General features: G+C 41.6%; 15 protein-coding genes. 12 read left to right on the top strand and 3 right to left on the bottom strand.

Translation table 11 applies throughout. From position 1 onward, the window contains the following. The first annotated feature begins 102 nt into the window (after positions 1-102). From VPNCDNU1_RS08670 to VPNCDNU1_RS08625, 10 genes are all read left to right on the top strand, one after another. Positions 103-1,140 carry a porin gene (locus VPNCDNU1_RS08670; RefSeq protein WP_104399980.1) on the top strand — a complete coding sequence of 346 codons (1,038 nt, stop codon included), beginning with the start codon at positions 103-105 and terminating at the stop codon, positions 1,138-1,140. A 141-nt stretch (positions 1,141-1,281) separates the two neighbouring features. After that, entirely contained in the window at positions 1,282-1,806 is a 525-nt protein-coding gene (locus tag VPNCDNU1_RS08665) for a phosphatase PAP2 family protein (RefSeq protein ID WP_104399979.1), read from the top strand. 15 nt (positions 1,807-1,821) lie between these two features. Beyond that, positions 1,822-2,874, top strand: coding sequence for an MJ1255/VC2487 family glycosyltransferase (locus VPNCDNU1_RS08660; protein ID WP_104399978.1), 1,053 nt, complete (start codon positions 1,822-1,824; stop codon positions 2,872-2,874). Positions 2,875-3,291: 417 nt separating this feature from the next. Next, the gene (gene leuO / locus VPNCDNU1_RS08655; RefSeq protein WP_104399977.1) at positions 3,292-4,251 is read left to right on the top strand and encodes a transcriptional regulator LeuO; all 960 of its coding nucleotides are present in this window, start codon (positions 3,292-3,294) and stop codon (positions 4,249-4,251) included. A 334-nt stretch (positions 4,252-4,585) separates the two neighbouring features. Next, complete coding sequence (locus tag VPNCDNU1_RS08650) at positions 4,586-6,394, top strand: AMP-dependent synthetase/ligase (RefSeq protein WP_104399976.1); 1,809 nt, start codon at positions 4,586-4,588, stop codon at positions 6,392-6,394. Positions 6,395-6,628: 234 nt separating this feature from the next. Beyond that, positions 6,629-7,162 (top strand): DUF6795 domain-containing protein, encoded by a 534-nt coding sequence (locus tag VPNCDNU1_RS08645; RefSeq protein WP_145959450.1) that lies wholly within the window; start codon positions 6,629-6,631, stop codon positions 7,160-7,162. Next, positions 7,162-8,322 carry a lipase family protein gene (locus tag VPNCDNU1_RS08640; protein ID WP_104399974.1) on the top strand — a complete coding sequence of 387 codons (1,161 nt, stop codon included), beginning with the start codon at positions 7,162-7,164 and terminating at the stop codon, positions 8,320-8,322. The genes VPNCDNU1_RS08645 and VPNCDNU1_RS08640 overlap by 1 nt, the downstream gene beginning before the upstream one ends. Positions 8,323-8,834: 512 nt before the next feature. Further along, a complete protein-coding gene (locus tag VPNCDNU1_RS08635) occupies positions 8,835-10,556 on the top strand; it encodes an acetolactate synthase 3 large subunit (protein ID WP_104399973.1) in 1,722 nt (573 codons plus the stop codon). A 1-nt stretch (position 10,557) separates the two neighbouring features. Continuing rightward, positions 10,558-11,052, top strand: a complete 495-nt coding sequence (gene ilvN / locus VPNCDNU1_RS08630) for an acetolactate synthase small subunit (protein ID WP_101113318.1) — start codon at positions 10,558-10,560, stop codon at positions 11,050-11,052. A 209-nt stretch (positions 11,053-11,261) separates the two neighbouring features. Next, entirely contained in the window at positions 11,262-13,136 is a 1,875-nt protein-coding gene (locus tag VPNCDNU1_RS08625) for a sensor domain-containing diguanylate cyclase (protein WP_104399972.1), read from the top strand. Between the two features lie 88 nt (positions 13,137-13,224). Here the strand turns inward: VPNCDNU1_RS08625 and VPNCDNU1_RS08620 are convergent, their stop codons facing one another. Together VPNCDNU1_RS08620 and pykF are read right to left on the bottom strand one after the other, a co-directional pair. Next, entirely contained in the window at positions 13,225-13,890 is a 666-nt protein-coding gene (locus tag VPNCDNU1_RS08620) for a GntR family transcriptional regulator (RefSeq protein WP_104399971.1), read from the bottom strand. Between the two features lie 198 nt (positions 13,891-14,088). Further along, the gene (gene pykF / locus VPNCDNU1_RS08615; RefSeq protein WP_104399970.1) at positions 14,089-15,501 is read right to left on the bottom strand and encodes a pyruvate kinase PykF; all 1,413 of its coding nucleotides are present in this window, start codon (positions 15,499-15,501) and stop codon (positions 14,089-14,091) included. A 437-nt stretch (positions 15,502-15,938) separates the two neighbouring features. Here pykF and VPNCDNU1_RS08610 point away from each other — a divergent pair, with 437 nt between their 5' ends. Both VPNCDNU1_RS08610 and glmS read left to right on the top strand, forming a co-directional pair. Beyond that, positions 15,939-16,703 carry a DeoR/GlpR family DNA-binding transcription regulator gene (locus VPNCDNU1_RS08610; RefSeq protein WP_104399969.1) on the top strand — a complete coding sequence of 255 codons (765 nt, stop codon included), beginning with the start codon at positions 15,939-15,941 and terminating at the stop codon, positions 16,701-16,703. 54 nt (positions 16,704-16,757) lie between these two features. Beyond that, a complete protein-coding gene (glmS, locus tag VPNCDNU1_RS08605; RefSeq protein WP_104399968.1) occupies positions 16,758-18,593 on the top strand; it encodes a glutamine--fructose-6-phosphate transaminase (isomerizing) in 1,836 nt (611 codons plus the stop codon). Positions 18,594-18,718: 125 nt separating this feature from the next. On the opposite strand, the gene VPNCDNU1_RS08600 is transcribed toward glmS, so the two are convergent. Next, positions 18,719-18,961: a YdcH family protein gene (locus tag VPNCDNU1_RS08600; protein WP_104399967.1), complete on the bottom strand. Its 243-nt coding sequence runs from the start codon at positions 18,959-18,961 to the stop codon at positions 18,719-18,721. Positions 18,962-19,015 lie beyond the last annotated feature (54 nt).

Below are 19,015 nucleotides of genomic sequence, written 5' to 3'. Positions count from 1 at the left end.
TTATTCGAACCTGACAGGAAGCTTACAGCGTTAATCAGCTTTCTGTCAGGCATTGAGTCTTAATATGTTGCCCATTGAACTTACCTACAAGGCAATATGATTATGTACTCTATTTTATCAATCCGTCACACCTTACTCAGTTCTTGTTTACTTGCGAGCTGTTTCTCTGTCTCTGCTGAAATTTCTCTAGTTGATGAAGAGACATATCAGGCAGAGTTATACGGCAAAGCCAAAATATTAGCACGTTACCAAAGTACGTCTTCCCAGTTTAAATTGACCGATGACCGCTCACGAATAGGTGTGAAAGGTCATTGGGATCTAGAACAAGCCAGACTCTACTCAACATTTGAAGTAGGAACCCACCTAAATACGAATGCCGATGATTTACTTTCTGTCCGATTGTTTTACGCAGGGCTTAGAACAGACAGCGGAAGAGTAGATTTTGGTAAACAAGAAGCACTGATTCACAATCTGGATAACTATGATTTTACGAATAAGCTTGGTGGTGCCGCCCATATTACTCGTGAGTCTCTGGGAAATAAGCGAAATGAAAACACGCTATCTGTTAGAACGGATGTAGAAGATTGGCGGTTAATGGCGCAGTACAACTTTTCCAGAAACGTCGATCAATCCGTTAGGCTTGGTGTGGGAAGTCAATCTTTGAAAACAAAAGAAAAACGCATCAATAATGGTTGGTCTACTGCTGCTCAATACCGTAACCGAGATCTAGACTTACAGGTACGTGGCGCTCTACAAGTGACTACGTTTGAGAACAATGCTCGCTCTACCAGTGTCGGTATAACGGTTGTTAAGAAGAACGATTTGTATGGAGCGCCAGTTTGGTACGCAGGAACATTAGGACACTATGAATTGGATGATAATAACGAAATTGGTCAAGTTTTTGCTGCGGGTGCAAGCGTGAAGTTTCAAGTTCATCAAGGTTTCAATACCTATTCCACAATTGAAAACTTAACAGGATCTGACGTGTTGTCAGGTGGAAAAGAAACCTCGGCTGCTCTGGGATTAGAGTTTGTTGGTTTTGAGAATACCAAGCTGTATACCGAAGCTCAACGCTCTTGGTTTGATGAACAAAAGACTGAGCGATGGCAAGTTGCTTTGGGAGCACATTATCAGTTTTAGATAACGATAAATTTATGTCTGACAGTCAGTGTTAGAGCAAAGTTAACGTGGACTGTCATCGAAATACAAACATCTCGTCACTTAGCTGTCACCTGCTTCACCTAATTTCTAATCAGGAAATAGGAAAAGAGGGAATGGGCTATGCGTTCTATCGAACCCATTGCCAGATTCGATCTGGCATTTTCAAGTTTTTGCTTACAACACCGGTTTAACTTACAAGTAGCAAGAATCAGTAAAGCTGTCTCTCGGAGTGGAGATGGGCACTTCTACGCCGTACTAGGTATCGTGCTTTGGTTGTTCGATTCGATGTCTGGAGGAGAATTCCTTACCGCAGGGTTGATGGCATTTGCATTAGAGCTTCCCATCTACTGGGTATTAAAAAATAGCTTTAAGCGACGACGCCCTCAAGAATTAAGTAATCTGCTCACTGCTTTTATCACCCCTTCTGATCGTTACAGTTTGCCGTCTGGGCATACTGCGGCTGCATTTGTAATGGCGACTCTGATAGGGGAGTTCTATCCCAGTTTCTACCTAATAGCCGTTATATGGGCTTCATTTATTGGGCTTTCTCGCATTCTTTTAGGCGTTCATTTTATTACAGACGTGGTTATCGGAGCAGGGCTTGGTCTTGTGTGTGCAAAAGCCGCGCTACTGACTTTGAGTTAGAGGGTACGTTGGATCATGAGAATTCTTTACGGTGTTCAAGGCACGGGGAACGGCCATATTGCGAGAGCGAGAGCGATGGCTAATGCGTTCGAAGAACAGAATATCGATGTGGATTTTCTGTTTTCAGGGCGAGATAAAGACAAATATTTTTCCATGGAGTCTTTTGGTGATTATCAAACCAGAAATGGGATGAGCTTTATCACCAGCAATGGAAAAATTAATCTTACGCAAACCATACTTAAAAACAGCTTATTCAACATAAAGAAAGAAATCGATGAATTAGATCTGAGTGGGTACGACGTGGTGATCAATGATTTTGAACCCGTATCTGCTTGGGCTGCCAAAAAGCAAAACGTGCCTTGCATAGGGCTTAGCCATCAAAACGCGTTCCGCTATCAGGTTCCAATAAAGGATTCTCGTTGGTTCGATCACTGGATAATCCACTATTTTGCGCCAACAAGTATTCCTATCGGGTTGCACTGGTATCATTTTGATCAACAAATTTTACCACCCATTGTTCATACAACTTCTGGCTTATCTGAAGAAGTCGGTGCATCCATATTGGTGTACCTACCATTTGAGTCCTTAGGCGATATTCAAGAGTTACTTGATAGGTTCAGCCATCAGCACTTTGATTGCTATCACCCAGGTGTTGAGCAAACCCATGTATTGGAAAACATCACTTTTCATCCTCTTTCTCACGAGCGATTTCAAAGTAGCTTGAAATCGTGTTCTGGAGTGATTGCTAATGGTGGCTTTGAATTACCTTCCGAGGCACTAACACTAGGGAAAAAACTGTTACTTAAACCTTTAAAAGGTCAATTTGAACAGCAAAGCAATGTTGCTACTTTAGAGCACTTAGGGCTGGCATCGGCAATGGAATACCTTGACCCTACCGCTGTGCGCAACTGGCTCGATGAACAAAGTGCGGAAAAAGTGATCTATCCAGATGTCGCCGCTTCAATTGTGAACTGGATTATGCAGGGGCGATGGGATTGCGTTCAAGAATTGTGGTCTTTGCTTTGGGAACAGGTGGATTACCCGAGTTACGCAACGATTCAAGGCTAGATAAAGCACAATTAATTCTCGCTGAACCAAGTATCTTGTGGCAACTTGGTTATATACGTTAATGGGAGAGGACGTACAATAGTGACCTCTTAAAATGCCTCTTCCTATTAACAATTCAGCTCGAAAGCTCGATTCCTTCCTGTATCATTTCTGCGACATCCTCATCTCAATTATTATCAAAAGAAGTGTTTTAGCTTTTTTTATGCTGCTCATATCTTATTGATTAATAATATTAAATCATTTAACAGGCTAAAAAATGATAATTTAATATTAAACCACTTGTCCTACCCGTGGTATTTAGGGATATTCTTGAAAAGAGCGAAAGCATTAGTGCAGTAAATACCAATCAAAGGCTTTCGAATAACCGAGGCTAATGCCTATTTTAAAGAACTATTGATATAAGTGAGAGGCAACCCAATGTCGAATAGGATTGAAGCAAGTCAAGCTGTAGCAGGTTATCGAATGGAATCGACATTACGTGGAGTGGACCTAAATTTACTCACCGTCTTTGATGCAGTAATGCAAGAGCAGAACATTACTCGTGCAGCGCACAATTTAGGCATGTCACAACCTGCCGTGAGCAACGCAGTATCACGTTTAAAGAATATGTTTGATGATGAATTGTTTATGCGTCATGGGCGAGGGATTCAACCCACCCAGCGTGCTCGTCAGCTATTTGGTCCTGTGAGACAAGCACTTCAGCTGATCCGCAATGAGTTACCGGGTTCGGTATTTAACCCAAAAACATCGTCTCGCCTTTTCCGTCTAGCAATAAGCAGCCCTTGTGATGTTCGATTTGCACCTGCAATCATGAGTACCATTGCTAAGCAAGCGCCAGTGATTCAGTTGCAAATGGAGTCCGATGTCGATAACGAATTAGCGGAAAAAATGCGTTTTCAAGAAGTGGACTTTGTCATCAACTATGAACGCTTCGAGGAAGTGGGCTATTCGAGCACAGAAGTTTTTAGTGATGAATTGGTTGTTGTAGCATCATCTTCTCATCCGCGCATTGGTAACGATATTTCTATCGAAGAACTCCAATCTGAAATGCATGCAACATTATCAAAAGTGAATGGCGTACGATGCTTCTCAGAGCAAGCCTATAAGAACTTAGATTGCCGCAGCGCATATCAAGGAACAAGCTTAAGCAATATTCTCTACGTTGTAAGCCAATCTGAATTGATTTCAATTGCACCGAAATGGTTAGTTGAGAACGCTGTGAATTTGCAAAACTTGAAAGTGCTGGATCTCCCCATGTCAAACAAGTCAATTTCGGGTTACTTAAGCTGGCATGAATCCAGTGAGAAAGACAAAGCACACATCTGGATGCGTGATCAGCTAATGATGATTTGCGGTGAAACGGTCGCAACTCGTTAAAAAAACGAAGTACTACGCCGGCATTGTCCGGCGTTTTTTTTATCTCAATTTTGGATTTGAAAAGGAACGTAAAGTACAGGGTATGTGCAGGATATGAGTTTTTACAATTAATGTGGCAAAGCTTGGTCTACATCAGTTGCCTTTTTTAATCGCGCTTGTAAACTTGGGCGGCTTATTCAGCTTACATGTGTTTACTCAAAATACCATGCGGTCGACGAGATAACACATGATTCAGCTAAGCTGCATAGAACGTAGCTGGCGAAATGGCAAAGGAGATGCCATTCATCCGAGCCTAAGTTAGGAAACAGAGGCGCTGTTAGAGGTAAATAAAGACATGTTGAATAAAGACTTTCACATCGTAAAGTGCATTCGAGAACGAATTGCGCAAGGTGGAGCCAAAACAGCGCTCAAACACAAAGTCTCGGACAAATGGGAAAGCATCAGTTGGAAATCATTTGGTGAGCAAATTGATTCGCTTTCTCTCGCGTTATTGTCGCAGGGTATCGACGTCCAAGACAAAGTGGGGATCTACTCCAACAATATGCCTGAGTGGACAATTGCCGATATAGGCACGTTACAACTCCGCTGCGTTACCGTTCCTATTTACCCAACAAATACCGCCGCCCAAGCTGCATATATCCTAGACAATGCCGATGTAAAAGTTCTATTTGTTGGCGAGCAAGAGCAATATGATGCTGCACTATCCATATTTGATCAGTGTTCACAGCTTGAGCTTATCGTTGCCATGTCGAAGGACATTGAGATCGTTGAAGGATCTAACAGCCTGAGTTGGGATACTTTCATGTCACTGGGGCAGGAACATGCGAGTGATGAGCTTGGCCAGCGATTAGACGATATTGATTTAGATGACCTAACAACCCTTATCTACACTTCTGGTACAACAGGCCAGCCAAAAGGCGTGATGCTGACCTATTCGAACATAGCGGCGCAACTTGAAGGGCATGACCGTCGACTAGGCTTGACGCCAAAAGACGTATCACTGTGTTTTCTTCCTTTATCGCACGTATTTGAGCGAGCTTGGACATTTTATGTGCTTTATAAGGGGGCAGTGAACTGCTACCTAAAAGACACCATGCAAGTGCGAGAAGCGCTTGGAGACATTCGCCCTACGGTAATGTGCGCCGTCCCTAGGTTTTACGAGAAAATATTCTCTGCCATTCACGAAAAAGTATCCAAAGCGCCTGTTATTCGAAAGGTACTATTTACTTGGGCTGTCAACATGGGCGCAAAAATGGCAGAGTGCAAGCGCACCAATACCCAACCTTCGTTCATGTTAAAACGTAGCCACAAACTGGCTGATAAATTGGTTTTAAGTAAACTTCGCGCATTGCTTGGTGGAAACATCAATTTTATGCCGTGTGGTGGTGCCAAGTTAGATGAAACCATAGGTCGCTTTTTCCATGCTATTGGTATTAACGTTAAGCTCGGCTATGGCATGACTGAAACAACAGCAACGGTTTCGTGCTGGGCTGATGGTACGTTTGATCCTGACTCCATTGGAACTTCAATGCCGGGCGCTCAAGTGAAGATAGGCGAGAACAATGAAATCTTAGTTCGCGGACCTATGGTTATGAAAGGGTATTACAAGCTACCGGAAGAAACCGCTAAAACGTTTGATGAGCACGGGTTTCTGAAGACGGGTGATGCAGGTACGTTTGATGATAAAGGCAATTTATTCATTACCGACAGAATTAAAGAGTTAATGAAAACGTCAGGAGGCAAATACATAGCGCCTCAAATGATCGAAGGTGCGATAGGAAAAGATCACTTTATTGAACAGATTGCTGTAATAGCGGATACACGAAAATTTGTGTCAGCTTTGATCGTACCTTGTTTTGATTCCTTAGAAGAATACGCTAAAGAACTGAATATCAAATACCAAGATAGAATGGAGCTCATCAAGCACTCTCAAGTCGTTGAAATGTTCGAAAGTCGCCTAGCTGAACTTCAAAATGAATTGGCGAAGTTTGAGCAAGTGAAAAAATTCACATTGCTTCCAAAAGCGTTTTCTATGGATTCTGGCGAGCTAACTCCAACACAGAAACTTCGTCGAAAAGTGATTAACGATCGATATCAAGACGAAATAGAAGAAATGTATACGGACTTTCCCTATAAAAAGTAATTATGCGTTACTTTTCTTTCAAAAATAGCCTGCACTTTTGCAGGCTTTTTTTTGTTATTAAGGAATATTATTTTCACATTTATTTATAAAATTATCCTCGTAAGGTTTAATAATATCTTATTGTTTTAAGTGTCAATTTATAGTTTTCGAGTCATATCAAAAAATCAAAATAAATAATATTACGATTGAAGTGTGTGGAGTACTATTTGCGCAACGTTAACTTGAGTAAAAACTATGAAGTTTATAAGAGTTTTTTCTTATTTGATTATTTTACTAATCTCATTCGGTAGTTATAGCAATATGTTAGATTTTTTAAAGCCTTATTCTTACATACTGTCACCAGACGTTTCTGGTGTAGTCACTAAAACTGGTGAAGTTTATCAAGGACTCAAAATCACATTGGATGTGGAATACGGTGACAGCTATTTCACTTTTGACTCTGTGACAGATGAGTTTGGACGTTTTTCTTTCGATGAAGTCATTCTACACCGTTGGACTAAACCATTTAAGCTTAATAATAATGTTGTCGCAATTAGAATCTTTACTAATTTCAATGGAGTAGAAAAGCAATTGTGGGGTTCATATATTGGTAAGTTAAGCCCTATGCAGTTCATTGTAGATAACTTAAATGATTTAGAGTGCGATATAGATAGTGATAAGTACCAATTCGAATTTGAAAATGAAAAAAAAGATGCAATTCCATACAGCGTCTATGGAATATGTAACCTTAAAGGATATATAGAAAAATTTAATAAGGATAATAAGTAATGTCTACGTTAACGCCTAAGCTAGCTTCAAGAATTGCTCATATCCCTTATCAACTTCTTTTACATCGTGGACCTTTAGATATACATACATCTGTAGAAGAAAACTTTTCTTTTGATCGAGCAACCCGAAGTTACGAAGGCAAAACTGGTGGGGTGCTTGGGTTCATTGGAATTGGCTCTCGTACTGAAGGTTTTGCATTAGTTGGGATTGGGAAAGGGAAATATAAAGATGAACTAGTTATATCCGTTCGAGGAACTAAGCGAACCAACGACTGGATAACTAATTTGAACATTGGCTTAAAGGGGGCACCTAATGGAGCTACTGGTCACGCAGGATTTATTAATACTTTTCATTCGCTAAGACCCAAAATAAAAAGTTTTTTGTTATCCCAGAAAAGATTGCCTAAGCGAGTACATTGTGTTGGTCACAGCCTCGGAGGGGCTTTGGCTTCACTTTTTGCTGACTGGCTAAAAGCTGAGTTTTCTATTCGAGTAAACCTGTATACATTTGGTGCACCTCGTGTAGGGCAGGAAGTATATGCTCGTAAATCTGAACACGCAAACGACAAAATTTTCCGTTGTACTCACGGGGCTGATCCCGTTCCAATGATACCACTTTGGCCCTTTCAACACGCACCGTTTACTGGCAAGGAATATCGCTTAGACAACAGTTCTGGAATTAATGCTGGAACTCATGGTATGGGACCTGAAGATAACCCAGGGTATGTAAACACTGCCAAAAGTGAGGACTGGCACTCCTTAAGAGTCCGCTCTAACCAATTTCTTAACAAACCTGTACGATTGAAATTTAAAGATAGAAATCAAGCGACATTTACCGAGCATTGGGCGGATAAACTTAGTGCTGCATTGAAGACATTGTTGAAAGATGCCGGTTATTATACGGTTGTAAAAGCGCAAGCTAGAATATCAAGTGGTCTGACATTTTACGATAAACTTGCACAATGTATAGAAAAGGTTGCAGCAGCATCTGAAAAGCTAGCAGATCAAGCGATAGGCCTATTGGGACATATGTTGGTTTTTGTTGGTCGATCTGTAACGAAAATTGCAAACCTGACGGCTAAATACATTCGGTGGGTTTTTGATGTAACATTAAAGAAGCTTTATAACGCTGCTCATCGCGCTATAGATTCACTCGATTAAGCAGTAATACTAACACAGAAACTTCGTCGAAAAGTGATTAACGATCGATATCAAGTCGAAATAGAAGAAATGTATACGGACTTTCCCAATAAAAAGTAATTATGCGTTACTTTTCTTTCAAAAATAGCCTGCACTTTTGCAGGCTTTTTTGATGCCATAAAGCTTATATCTCACCGCTGAGAATCATAGTTTGTTACAAGTGTAAAAAATATTCGGTTTAAATTTCGCTAAATATAAGCCTTTTACGTTGTATGGTTTCATCTTTATGATTTTATAGGCTGCCAATTAAGTGATTAGCAACATATTGGCAAAAAAGCGTTAAATGAGCGATTAGACAGCCAGCTTCATTCGGATGTAAAGTTCGAATGTGATCTTTTTGTTGGTTATGACTGACAAAAAGCACATAGATGAAAAATTGGAAGAATTTCGAATAGGCTACGAATAAGCCCTAGACTATGTGATATCAAACTCAGCAGTTGACCTTACTGCAAGGCGTTTGATAAGGAGAAAATATGGCAATGTTGTCCGGCGCAGAGATGGTTGTGCAATCTCTGATAGAAGAGCAAGTTGATCAGATCTTCGGTTACCCAGGTGGTTCCGTACTTGATATTTACGATGCTCTGCATGCAAAAACTGAACAAATCAAACACGTATTAGTACGACACGAGCAAGCCGCCACCCATATGGCTGATGGTTACGCTCGTTCTACCGGTAAACCCGGTGTAGTACTGGTATGTTCTGGTCCTGGTGCTACTAATACCGTAACGGGTATTGCGACCGCATACATGGACTCTATCCCAATGATTGTCATTTCTGGTAACGTACCAAATAGTCTGATAGGAAATGATGCCTTTCAGGAGTGCGACATCGTTGGCGTTTCTCGTCCCATCGTAAAACACAGCTTTCTAGTGAAGAAAGCGGAAGATATTCCAGAAACCATCAAAAAGGCGTTTTATATTGCAACGACTGGGCGACCTGGTCCTGTGGTTATTGATTTGCCTAAAGATGTCATGAATCCGCAAATCAAGCTCCCATATAGTTACCCAGAAACGATAGGAATGCGTTCCTATAAGCCAACAACGTCTGGTCATAAGGGGCAAATCAAGAAGGCGCTTAAAGCACTATTAGAAGCTAAGAAGCCAGTGTTATACATTGGTGGTGGTGCGGTTATTTCTGAAGCGCATGAGCATATATTTAAGCTGACTGAGGCATTGAATTTACCCGTCGTCAGTACGCTAATGGGGCTGGGCGCGTTTCCGGGTACGCACAAGAATGCACTCGGTATGTTGGGAATGCACGGGCATTATGAAGCCAATATGGCAATGCACAATGCTGACTTAATCTTTGGTGTGGGTGTGCGTTTTGATGATCGCACGACCAATAACCTTGAGAAATATTGTCCCGACGCCAAAATAATGCACATTGATATCGATCCGTCGTCTATCTCTAAAAATGTGAAAGTGGATTTACCCATTGTAGGCTCAGCGGAGAAAGTGCTGGAAACGATGGTTAAGTTGCTTGTTGAGCAAGATAAGTCCAATGACGAAGCAGCGTTAGAGCAATGGTGGAGCGAGATTAAAGTATGGCAAGACAGAAACTGTCTCGCCTATGAAAAGTCACCAGAATGCATCAAGCCCCAACAAGTCATTGAAACTTTGCACAAGCTAACAAATGGTGATGCTTATGTAGCGTCAGATGTTGGTCAGCATCAGATGTTTGCTGCGCTTTACTATCCGTTTAATAAGCCACGTCGCTGGATCAATTCAGGTGGCTTGGGAACGATGGGCTTTGGTTTGCCAGCTGGTATGGGGGTGAAATTCGCCAATCCAGATGAAGAAGTGGTCGTGGTAACCGGTGATGGCAGCATCCAGATGAATATCCAAGAGCTTTCTACAGCGCTTCAATATGATATCCCGGTCAAAATTATTAACCTAAATAACCGATTCCTTGGCATGGTTAAGCAGTGGCAAGACATCATTTATCAAGGTCGTCATTCTAACTCTTACATGAGTTCTGTTCCCGATTTTGCTGCAATCGCAGAAGCTTATGGTCACGTTGGTATTCGTATCTCTTCCCCAGACGAACTGGAGTCAGGCTTGCAAAAAGCACTGGATATGAAAGACCGACTGGTATTTGTCGATATCAGTGTCGATGAGACTGAACATGTATACCCAATGCAAATTAAAGGCGAGGGTATGGATAAGATGTGGCTAAGCAAGACGGAGAGAACCTAATATGAGACATATACTTTCACTACTACTGGAAAACCAGCCGGGTGCTTTGTCTCGTGTTGTGGGATTGTTTTCTCAGCGCGGATACAACATTGAATCGCTGACAGTTTCACCTACAGATGATGAGACGTTATCTCGTTTGAACATCACAACCACTTCAAGTGAAATGCAACTGGAACAAATTCAAAAGCAATTGCACAAATTGATCGATGTTCTTAAGGTGCAAGAGGTTACTGATCTTGAGCACGTAGAAAGAGAGCTCATGTTAATTAAGGTGAAGGCCGACGGCTTTGCGCGTGCAGAAGTGAAACGAACTGCGGATATTTTCCGAGGTCAAATCGTCGACGTCACAGCCTCTCAGTACACAGTTCAGATGGCAGGAACAAGTGAGAAATTAGACGCATTTATCAACGCGTTGACCGAAGTTACGGAAGTTATTGAAGTTGCTCGAAGCGGTGTGGTCGGAATTGCGCGAGGCAAGCATTCGTTGAAAGCGTAACCAATTGTATCTTTGAGGCAAGCCACTTCTTTAGAGAAGTGGCTTTTTTGTTATATTGCACCTTCTCAAGGTGGTCTGATCTCATAGCTTTTATGGTTTGTATAAAAATCAAGCGGATCTAACCTGTTTATAGAGTTTGGTTATATACTTGCAGACAGCGTATTTTCGTTTCGTCGTGTAATGGTTCGGTTATTGGTTTGAGGTCGTCAGTGAAAGTAAAAAATCTTGTTATTTACATTGCTCTCACTTGCCTTATTTTGTCTACTGGTGCAGCGCTTATGTATCACAAGCGATATAATCAATTGGTGGATCAGCATGTCGATCAATTGATAAGCCAATCCAAGCACCAGATGGCCTTTTCTGAACGAGAACTCAATGAGATCGAAGTCCAACTGCGTGCGACGATGGAGCTGCTACGAGGTAATCGTTTCTTATACGACTATGTCGAATATCCTATTCAAAGTCGGCGAGTGTTGGTTGAAGAGCTATGGATGTCGATAGCGTCTAGCCAGCAATGGTTTAAAAGTATTTATTACATGGATAATAAAGGAAAAGAATCAATCGCCGTTGATTTCTCTTTTCAAGCAAGTAGTGCTCAGGCTAGACATCATTTAGAGGACCATAAAAATACCCCTCTCTTTCAATTCTCAGAGTCTTTAAACGCCAACGATATTGCCACTTATGGATTAACGATCCGAGCTATGGAGCATGTCGAAGAATCCAGTTTCAGTCCAGTTCTTGAAATAGTTACCCCCATCTATTCTTTAGGGGAACGTGCAGGCTATCTTGTCTTCGTTTTGGATGTTTGGTTTTTGATGTCAGTGATCGAATATTCACCCAGTTCGCAATTGATGCCAGAGGTCGTCACCAAAGATGGAGACTATTTAGTGAGTAAAGATCGTCAGAAACTCTTTGGTTTTCTATTACCAGACAGGCAGAAATACAATCTTTCGGTAACTCACCCAGAAGCTTGGCAGAAAATAAAGAACAGCAGACATGGCCACGCCATTGAAAACGGTAATCTATTTGTTTTCTACCAAGTAGAATTCTTTAAAGAAGGCGAAGTTAAGCTACTTATAGAAGTGAAACAAGATCAACTTGAAGAAGGCATTAAGCTGCAAACTTCCAATTTAGTGAAGCAGTTTACTTATGTATTAGTGTGGATTTTCTTATTTGCCATTCCTACGGCGTATTTTATTTACCTTTATAAGAAACGTAACCTAGAAAGTAAGTTAGCTATTGCAGCTCTGCATGGCATGTCGGCGGTGATCATTGCGGATAAGCGCCACCGAATTATTCAGGTGAACACAGAATTTGAGAATTTGTCGGGCTTTACGAATAATGAAGTGGTTGGGCGAAATGCACTTAAATTGTTATGTGGAAAACACAGTAATGATCAGATCATTGAAATAGCGGAAGGGTTGAAAGGCTTTGGGTTTTGGGAAGGAGAATTAGAAAATAACAAATCCTGTGGTGATAGCTTTATTAGCTTAACGCGAATTCAATCTATTGACTCTGAAAATGCTCGTTCGAAATATTACATTCTTTCACTGTTTGATATTACAGAGCGTAAACACCTTGAAGAGCAGTTGCGCCAGCTGAGTGAGAGAGATGCACTGACGGGGTGTTGGAATCGAAGGAAGTTTGATCAAGAGTTGTTTAAACAAACTCGGTTGGTTGAGCGTTATTCTTCCCCATCTTGCTTGGTATTAGTGGATATCGATCATTTCAAACGTGTAAATGATCAGTTTGGTCATGATGAGGGTGATAGAGTTATCCAAAGTGTTGCAAGTTCTATGGAAGGGCAATTGAGAGAAACAGACTTTTTAGCTCGAATTGGCGGCGAAGAATTTGCCATTATTTTGCCGAATACACAGGTTGAGCAAGCAGAAGTACTGATGAACCGACTGAGAATCTCTATAGAACTAGAGTCATCTAACCGAGTGACGGTGAGTGCTGGCGTAACAGATGTGTGCAGCGATACAAAACGTTCTTATAAATACGCGGACATCGCACTGTATGAATCAAAAACTCAGGGGCGAAATAGGGTCTCAGTGTGTTTGAGTAACGATGATATCGCTTAACAAATCGAAATCGATATCCAGTATTTTGAGTGAGAAACAAATAAAAACGCTGAGCCATGGCTCAGCGTTTTCGTATAAAAAAGAGGGCTTATTCTTCTTCAGGCAAAACGGATTCGATTTTGCGTTGAGTATTGTCCAGGTGCTTGTCCATAACTTGAAGCGCTTGCACTTCGTTTTTGGCTAGAACCAGTTTCATTAAGCTTTCATGTTCGTCAACATTAATGAAGGTATTTGACTCAAATTTGTCTGAGTTTAATGCAACATAACGGTAACGCTTGATTTGATTATCGAGCTCAAGGAAAAAACCATACATGGTATGGGCATCAGAACCTTCTAGCAATGCAGTATGGAAGCGTTGATGGCGCTCTTCCCATTCTGAATTGTCGAATGCATTTTCCGTGTGTTGTATACGGGAAAGTTTATGGAATGCAGACAGTACTTCCAGTTCCCAGTTTTCGTCACCTTGCTGAATTGCCTTTTTAAGCAAATGGACCGACGCAATTTTCATACTTTCAAATAAATCAGACAGTTCACTTTGAGTTACTGAAGAGACCCAGCAACCTTTTTGTGGTTCTAGTCGGACGTATTTCTTCCAAGAAAGCTGAACTAATGCTTCACGAATAGGTGAAGCTCCTACTGCGTATTTGTCCTTGAGTTCTGCTACAACTAGTTTTTGACCAGGGATTAGAATGCCATTTAAGATATCTTGGCGAATCATTTTTGACACTTTGTCAGTCAGAGTGGGGCTAGACACGATATCCTCATTAGTACTTCAATTGCATAATTATTGTAGTAGGCTTTTCGCACTGAGCTCACATTTAAATGTGTCTCACTTTTAACCACATACAGTTCAGTATGTTGAATAATACGCCATGCGGATTAATGGGGCAAGCTTGTTTCATAAAAAAAGAGGGCTTAAGCCCTCTTTTTATCAGATGTTAACTGTTTGATCTTACAGAACGTGTACAGATGCTGTGTTTGTTGTACCGGATGCAACTAATGCGCCTGATACCATAACAACGATGTCACCTTTTTTACCAAGACCAGATTCAAGCGCGAGCTCTTTACCGCGTACATAAAATGCATCGGTGTTGCTGATTTCTTCAACAACTACTGGCGTAACACCTTTAGTAAGAACAAGCTGAGCAGCAGTCTTAGTGTTCGTTGTCAGAGCAAGAATGTTCGCAGTAGGGAAATATTTACGTACTGAACGAGCAGATTTACCGCCTTGCGTCGCAACAACAATAAGTGGTGCCGCTAGTTTTTCAGCTGTGTCTACTGCGCCTTTACATACTGCTTCAGTGATACGAAGACGAGGGCTGTCTAAACGAGAACCTAGCTCAGCTTCTAACGCTGAATCCGTACGGTTCGCGATTTGAGCCATGATCGTTACTGCTTCAACAGGGTATTTACCTTTCGCAGTTTCGCCAGAAAGCATAACAGCATCAGTACCATCCATTACTGCGTTGGCAACATCGCCTGCTTCCGCACGTGTAGGACGTGGGTTGTTGATCATAGAATCAAGCATTTGAGTGGCAGTGATAACCATCTTACGAGCGCGGTTACATTTCTCGATCATCATTTTCTGAGCGAAGATAACTTCTTCTGCAGGGATCTCTACACCTAGATCGCCACGAGCAACCATGATGCCATCAGAAAGCTCAAGGATTTCGTCAAAGTTATCAACACCTTCTTGGTTTTCGATCTTAGAGATGATGTGGATGTACTCGCCGCCGTTTGCGTTTAGAAGCTCACGGATTTCACGAACGTCTTCTGCTTTACGAATAAAAGACGCCGCAACGAAATCGACACCTTGCTCACAACCAAACTTAAGATCGGCTTTGTCTTTTTCAGATAGAGCAGGAAGCTTCACAGAAACGCCAGGAAGGTTAACACCTTTGTTTTCACCTAGTGCACCGTTGTTAAGCACTTTACACTTAACTTCAGTTTCTGTAGTTGCGATAACTTCCATTTCGATTAGACCATCGTCTACAAGAATGGTGTTACCAGCTGTTAGATCATTCGCGAAACCTGCGTAAGTCACTGCAACTTTATCTTTGTTGCCAACAACTGTTGCGTCTGTAGTGAAAGTGAATTCTTGACCAGCTACTAGATCAACGTCGTCGCCGTTCTCTAGTTTGATAGTACGAATTTCTGGACCTTTAGTATCAAGAAGAATCGCTAGCTGGTTACCAGTGTCTTTCATTACTTGACGGAAGTTAGCAATGCGGTTGCCGTGTTCTTCGAAGTCACCGTGAGAGAAATTCAGGCGCATTACATTCATGCCTGCATCAACGAGCTCGCGTAGCTTCTCTACTGGTTCAGTTTTAGGGCCAATCGTACAAACGATTTTGGTCTTTTTCATGGAAAATACTCTCCGGTACGTATAGTTGCAATTTTAATTTGGGTGAACCAAAGGAAACGCTCATAAGAAAGAAAATGACAACATTTTCGTAAGTTGTGACTTTCTGTAGCTTTAGACGTCAACGCCCTCTGGTATCGCAAAATCTTTCAACAAGTTTAGGGTGTATCTACCTAAACGATATTGATGTAAGTAAATTTTTGTCTATTTAAATCAGCCTAACTGAAATTGATTGCAAAAAAATAACGTGAATTTCTGTAATTTTTTTTCTTTTAGGGTGCGGATTCTACCACCGAATTTCGTCAATATCACGGGTCTGGGTTGTCTTAGAACAAGGTTTTGATGCAAATTGATTTATTTTTTGCTGTAAAAAAAATAGACAATTATGTTTCAGATCGACTATATTTCTTTCAAAGTGAAACTTTAACTATCGATTCGAAATGTCAAAACGAAATACACAACTAAGAAGACACGCAATATCCAAGCTTGTAGAAGAATCTGGTGAGGTGAGTGTTGAAGCGCTATCTCATCAATTTGAAACCTCCGAAGTCACTATAAGAAAGGATCTAGCAACATTAGAGCAGAGCGGTCTTTTACTTCGTCGATATGGTGGTGCTGTCGCACTGCCAAAAGAAACGGTTCATGATGACTTTCAAAGTAAGGTTTCAGTTCGTAAGGTTAAGTTGGCACAAGCTGCCGCTAAGTTGATAAGAGACCACAATCGAATTGTTATCGACAGTGGGAGCACAACGGGGGCGCTAATTCAGCAATTAAATGAAAAAAAAGGACTGGTTGTCATGACCAATTCACTTAATGTTGCGAATTCTCTCAATGAGCTGGAAAGTGAACCTACCTTATTGATGACTGGAGGGACTTGGGATACACATTCTGAATCGTTCCAGGGGCAGGTTGCGGAATCTGTTTTACGTGCATATGACTTTGATCAGCTATTTATAGGTGCTGATGGTATTGATTTAGAGCGAGGAACAACCAGTTTTAATGAATTACTGGGGCTGAGCAAAGTCATGGCCGATGTGTCTCGAGAAGTTATTGTGATGGTTGAATCTGAGAAGGTTGGACGAAAAATACCAAATCTTGAGCTACCTTGGAAAGAGATAGATGTGCTTGTAACAGACGATCAGGTTAAGGCTGAGTCTGTTGCGATCATTGAATCTCACAACGTTAAAGTTATTCAAGTTAGCTAACTTGCTTGCCAGGTCGAAAGACCCCAAAAAATACTATTAAAAATTGGAGTTACTATGTGTGGAATTGTAGGTGCAGTTGCGCAGCGCGACGTTGCTGAAATTTTGTTACAAGGATTACAAAGACTGGAATACCGAGGGTACGATTCGGCCGGAGTTGCGGTCATTGATACCAATTCTAATATTCAACGAATGCGTAAAGTTGGTAAAGTCCAAAATTTAGCAGACAGCATTGATTTTAACACCTTTTCAGGTGGTACTGGTTTGGCCCATACACGTTGGGCAACGCACGGAGAACCTTCTGAAGCCAATGCACACCCACACATGTCCAATGAACGTATTGCCGTTGTGCACAACGGTATTATTGAAAATCACCAAATTCTGCGAGAGAAACTGAAAGAACTGGGATACCAGTTTCAATCTCAAACCGATACGGAAGTGATAGGTCATTTAGTGGATCTTGAATTAAAGCAAGCGAATTCCCTGATAGATGCTGTTCAAATTGCTGTTAAGCAGCTGGAAGGGGCTTACGGAATGGTTGTCGTTGACCGAGAGCAACCCGATAAATTGGTCGTTGCGCGTTCAGGCAGCCCATTGGTTATAGGGTTAGGGGTTGGGGAAAATTTCTTAGCTTCTGATCAACTCGCTCTTTTGAACGTGACGCGTCGTTTTATCTTCCTTGAAGAAGGGGATGTCGCTGAAATTACACGTCGTAACGTAAATATTTTCGATGTGAACGGAGAATCGGTCGAGAGAGAAGCGAAAGAGTCAACGGTGGAACAAGATGCGGCGGATAAAGGTCAATACCGTCACTACATGCAAAAAGAGATATATGAACAACCTGTGGTTCTCAAAGACACCCTAGAAGGACGAGTCACTGGTAACTCTATTCTTTTAGAATCGTTTGGCGCAAATAGCGCAGACATGTTTAACCAAGTTGAACATGTTCAGATTGTCGCTTGTGGTACGTCATTTAATGCCGGAATGGTAGCAAAATATTGGTGCGAGTCATTGGCAAACGTAAGTTGTGACATTGAAATTGCCTCTGAATTTCGATATCGCCCATTTGTCACTCGACCTAACAGTCTCCTGATTACCCTCTCTCAATCAGGTGAAACCGCTGATACATTGGCAGCGCTTCGCCTCGCAAAAGAGAAAGGCTATCTGGCTGCAATGACGATCTGCAACGTTCCGGGTTCTTCTTTGGTACGCGAATCTGATTTTGCTTTTATGACTCGTGCAGGAGCAGAAGTAGGGGTTGCTTCAACGAAGGCATTTACGACTCAGCTAGCGTCATTGTTGATGTTTGTTACCGCACTGGGTAAGCAAAAAGGAACGATAGACTTCGTTAAAGAAGCGGAGATCGTTAAATCCCTTAATGAACTGCCAGTTCAGCTTGAAAACGCACTGACAAGCAATGCCGTGATTGAATCGCTGGCGGAAGATTTTGCAGATAAGCACCACTCTTTATTTTTAGGGCGAGGTGAATTTTTCCCTATCGCTGTTGAAGCGGCATTAAAGCTTAAAGAGATTTCCTACATTCACGCTGAGGCTTATGCTGCTGGCGAATTGAAGCATGGTCCCCTTGCGCTGATTGATGCAGAAATGCCTGTCATTGTCGTTGCACCAAGTAATGATTTACTGGAGAAAGTAAAATCCAACATTGAAGAGGTGCGAGCGCGTGGCGGGCAACTTTACGTCTTTGCGGATGCAGAAGCGGGCTTTGAAGAAAGCGATGGGTTGAAAATCGTCACTATGCCGCATGTCGACGAGGTGATAGCGCCAATTTTCTATACAGTACCCATGCAGTTGCTGTCTTACCATGTCGCTTTGATCAAAGGGACAGATGTCGATCAACCGCGTAACCTAGCGAAATCGGTGACGGTAGAATAACGGATCATTTCCTAAGTAAACAGAAGAGCCATCTTTAACCCAGATGGCTCTTTCAGTTTCTACCCAATTAACTTACTGGTGCGAGTTTCAAGATAGAGTGGTTTGAGTAAATGAGATTTCGGTATTTAACGACCGCTAGTGAGTTTTTTATATAGGGTGTCTTTTAGATAAGCGCGCTCACTTTTGATTCGGTGCATTTCATCGTCATCAATAGGAGCATTTCTGAGTTCTAATGTTCTTATCTCCTTATCTAAGGCGGTGTATTTTTTGTTTTCTTTCGCAAATTCCGCATCGGACTGCATGAGCTCTACAATTGTTGCTTCCAACTCCGGGAAATCGACGATTAAACTATGATCTTCTCCTAGCATAATTATCACCTTTTTATCTTGTGGCAATGGTCAAAGCGGGATTAGGGTGTAGCT

The sequence above is a fragment of the Vibrio penaeicida genome (genome assembly GCF_002933855.1).
Classification (GTDB): domain Bacteria; phylum Pseudomonadota; class Gammaproteobacteria; order Enterobacterales; family Vibrionaceae; genus Vibrio; species Vibrio penaeicida_A.
Note: the sequence above shows the minus strand (reverse complement) of the source record. Positions and strands in the feature narration are given on the sequence as shown.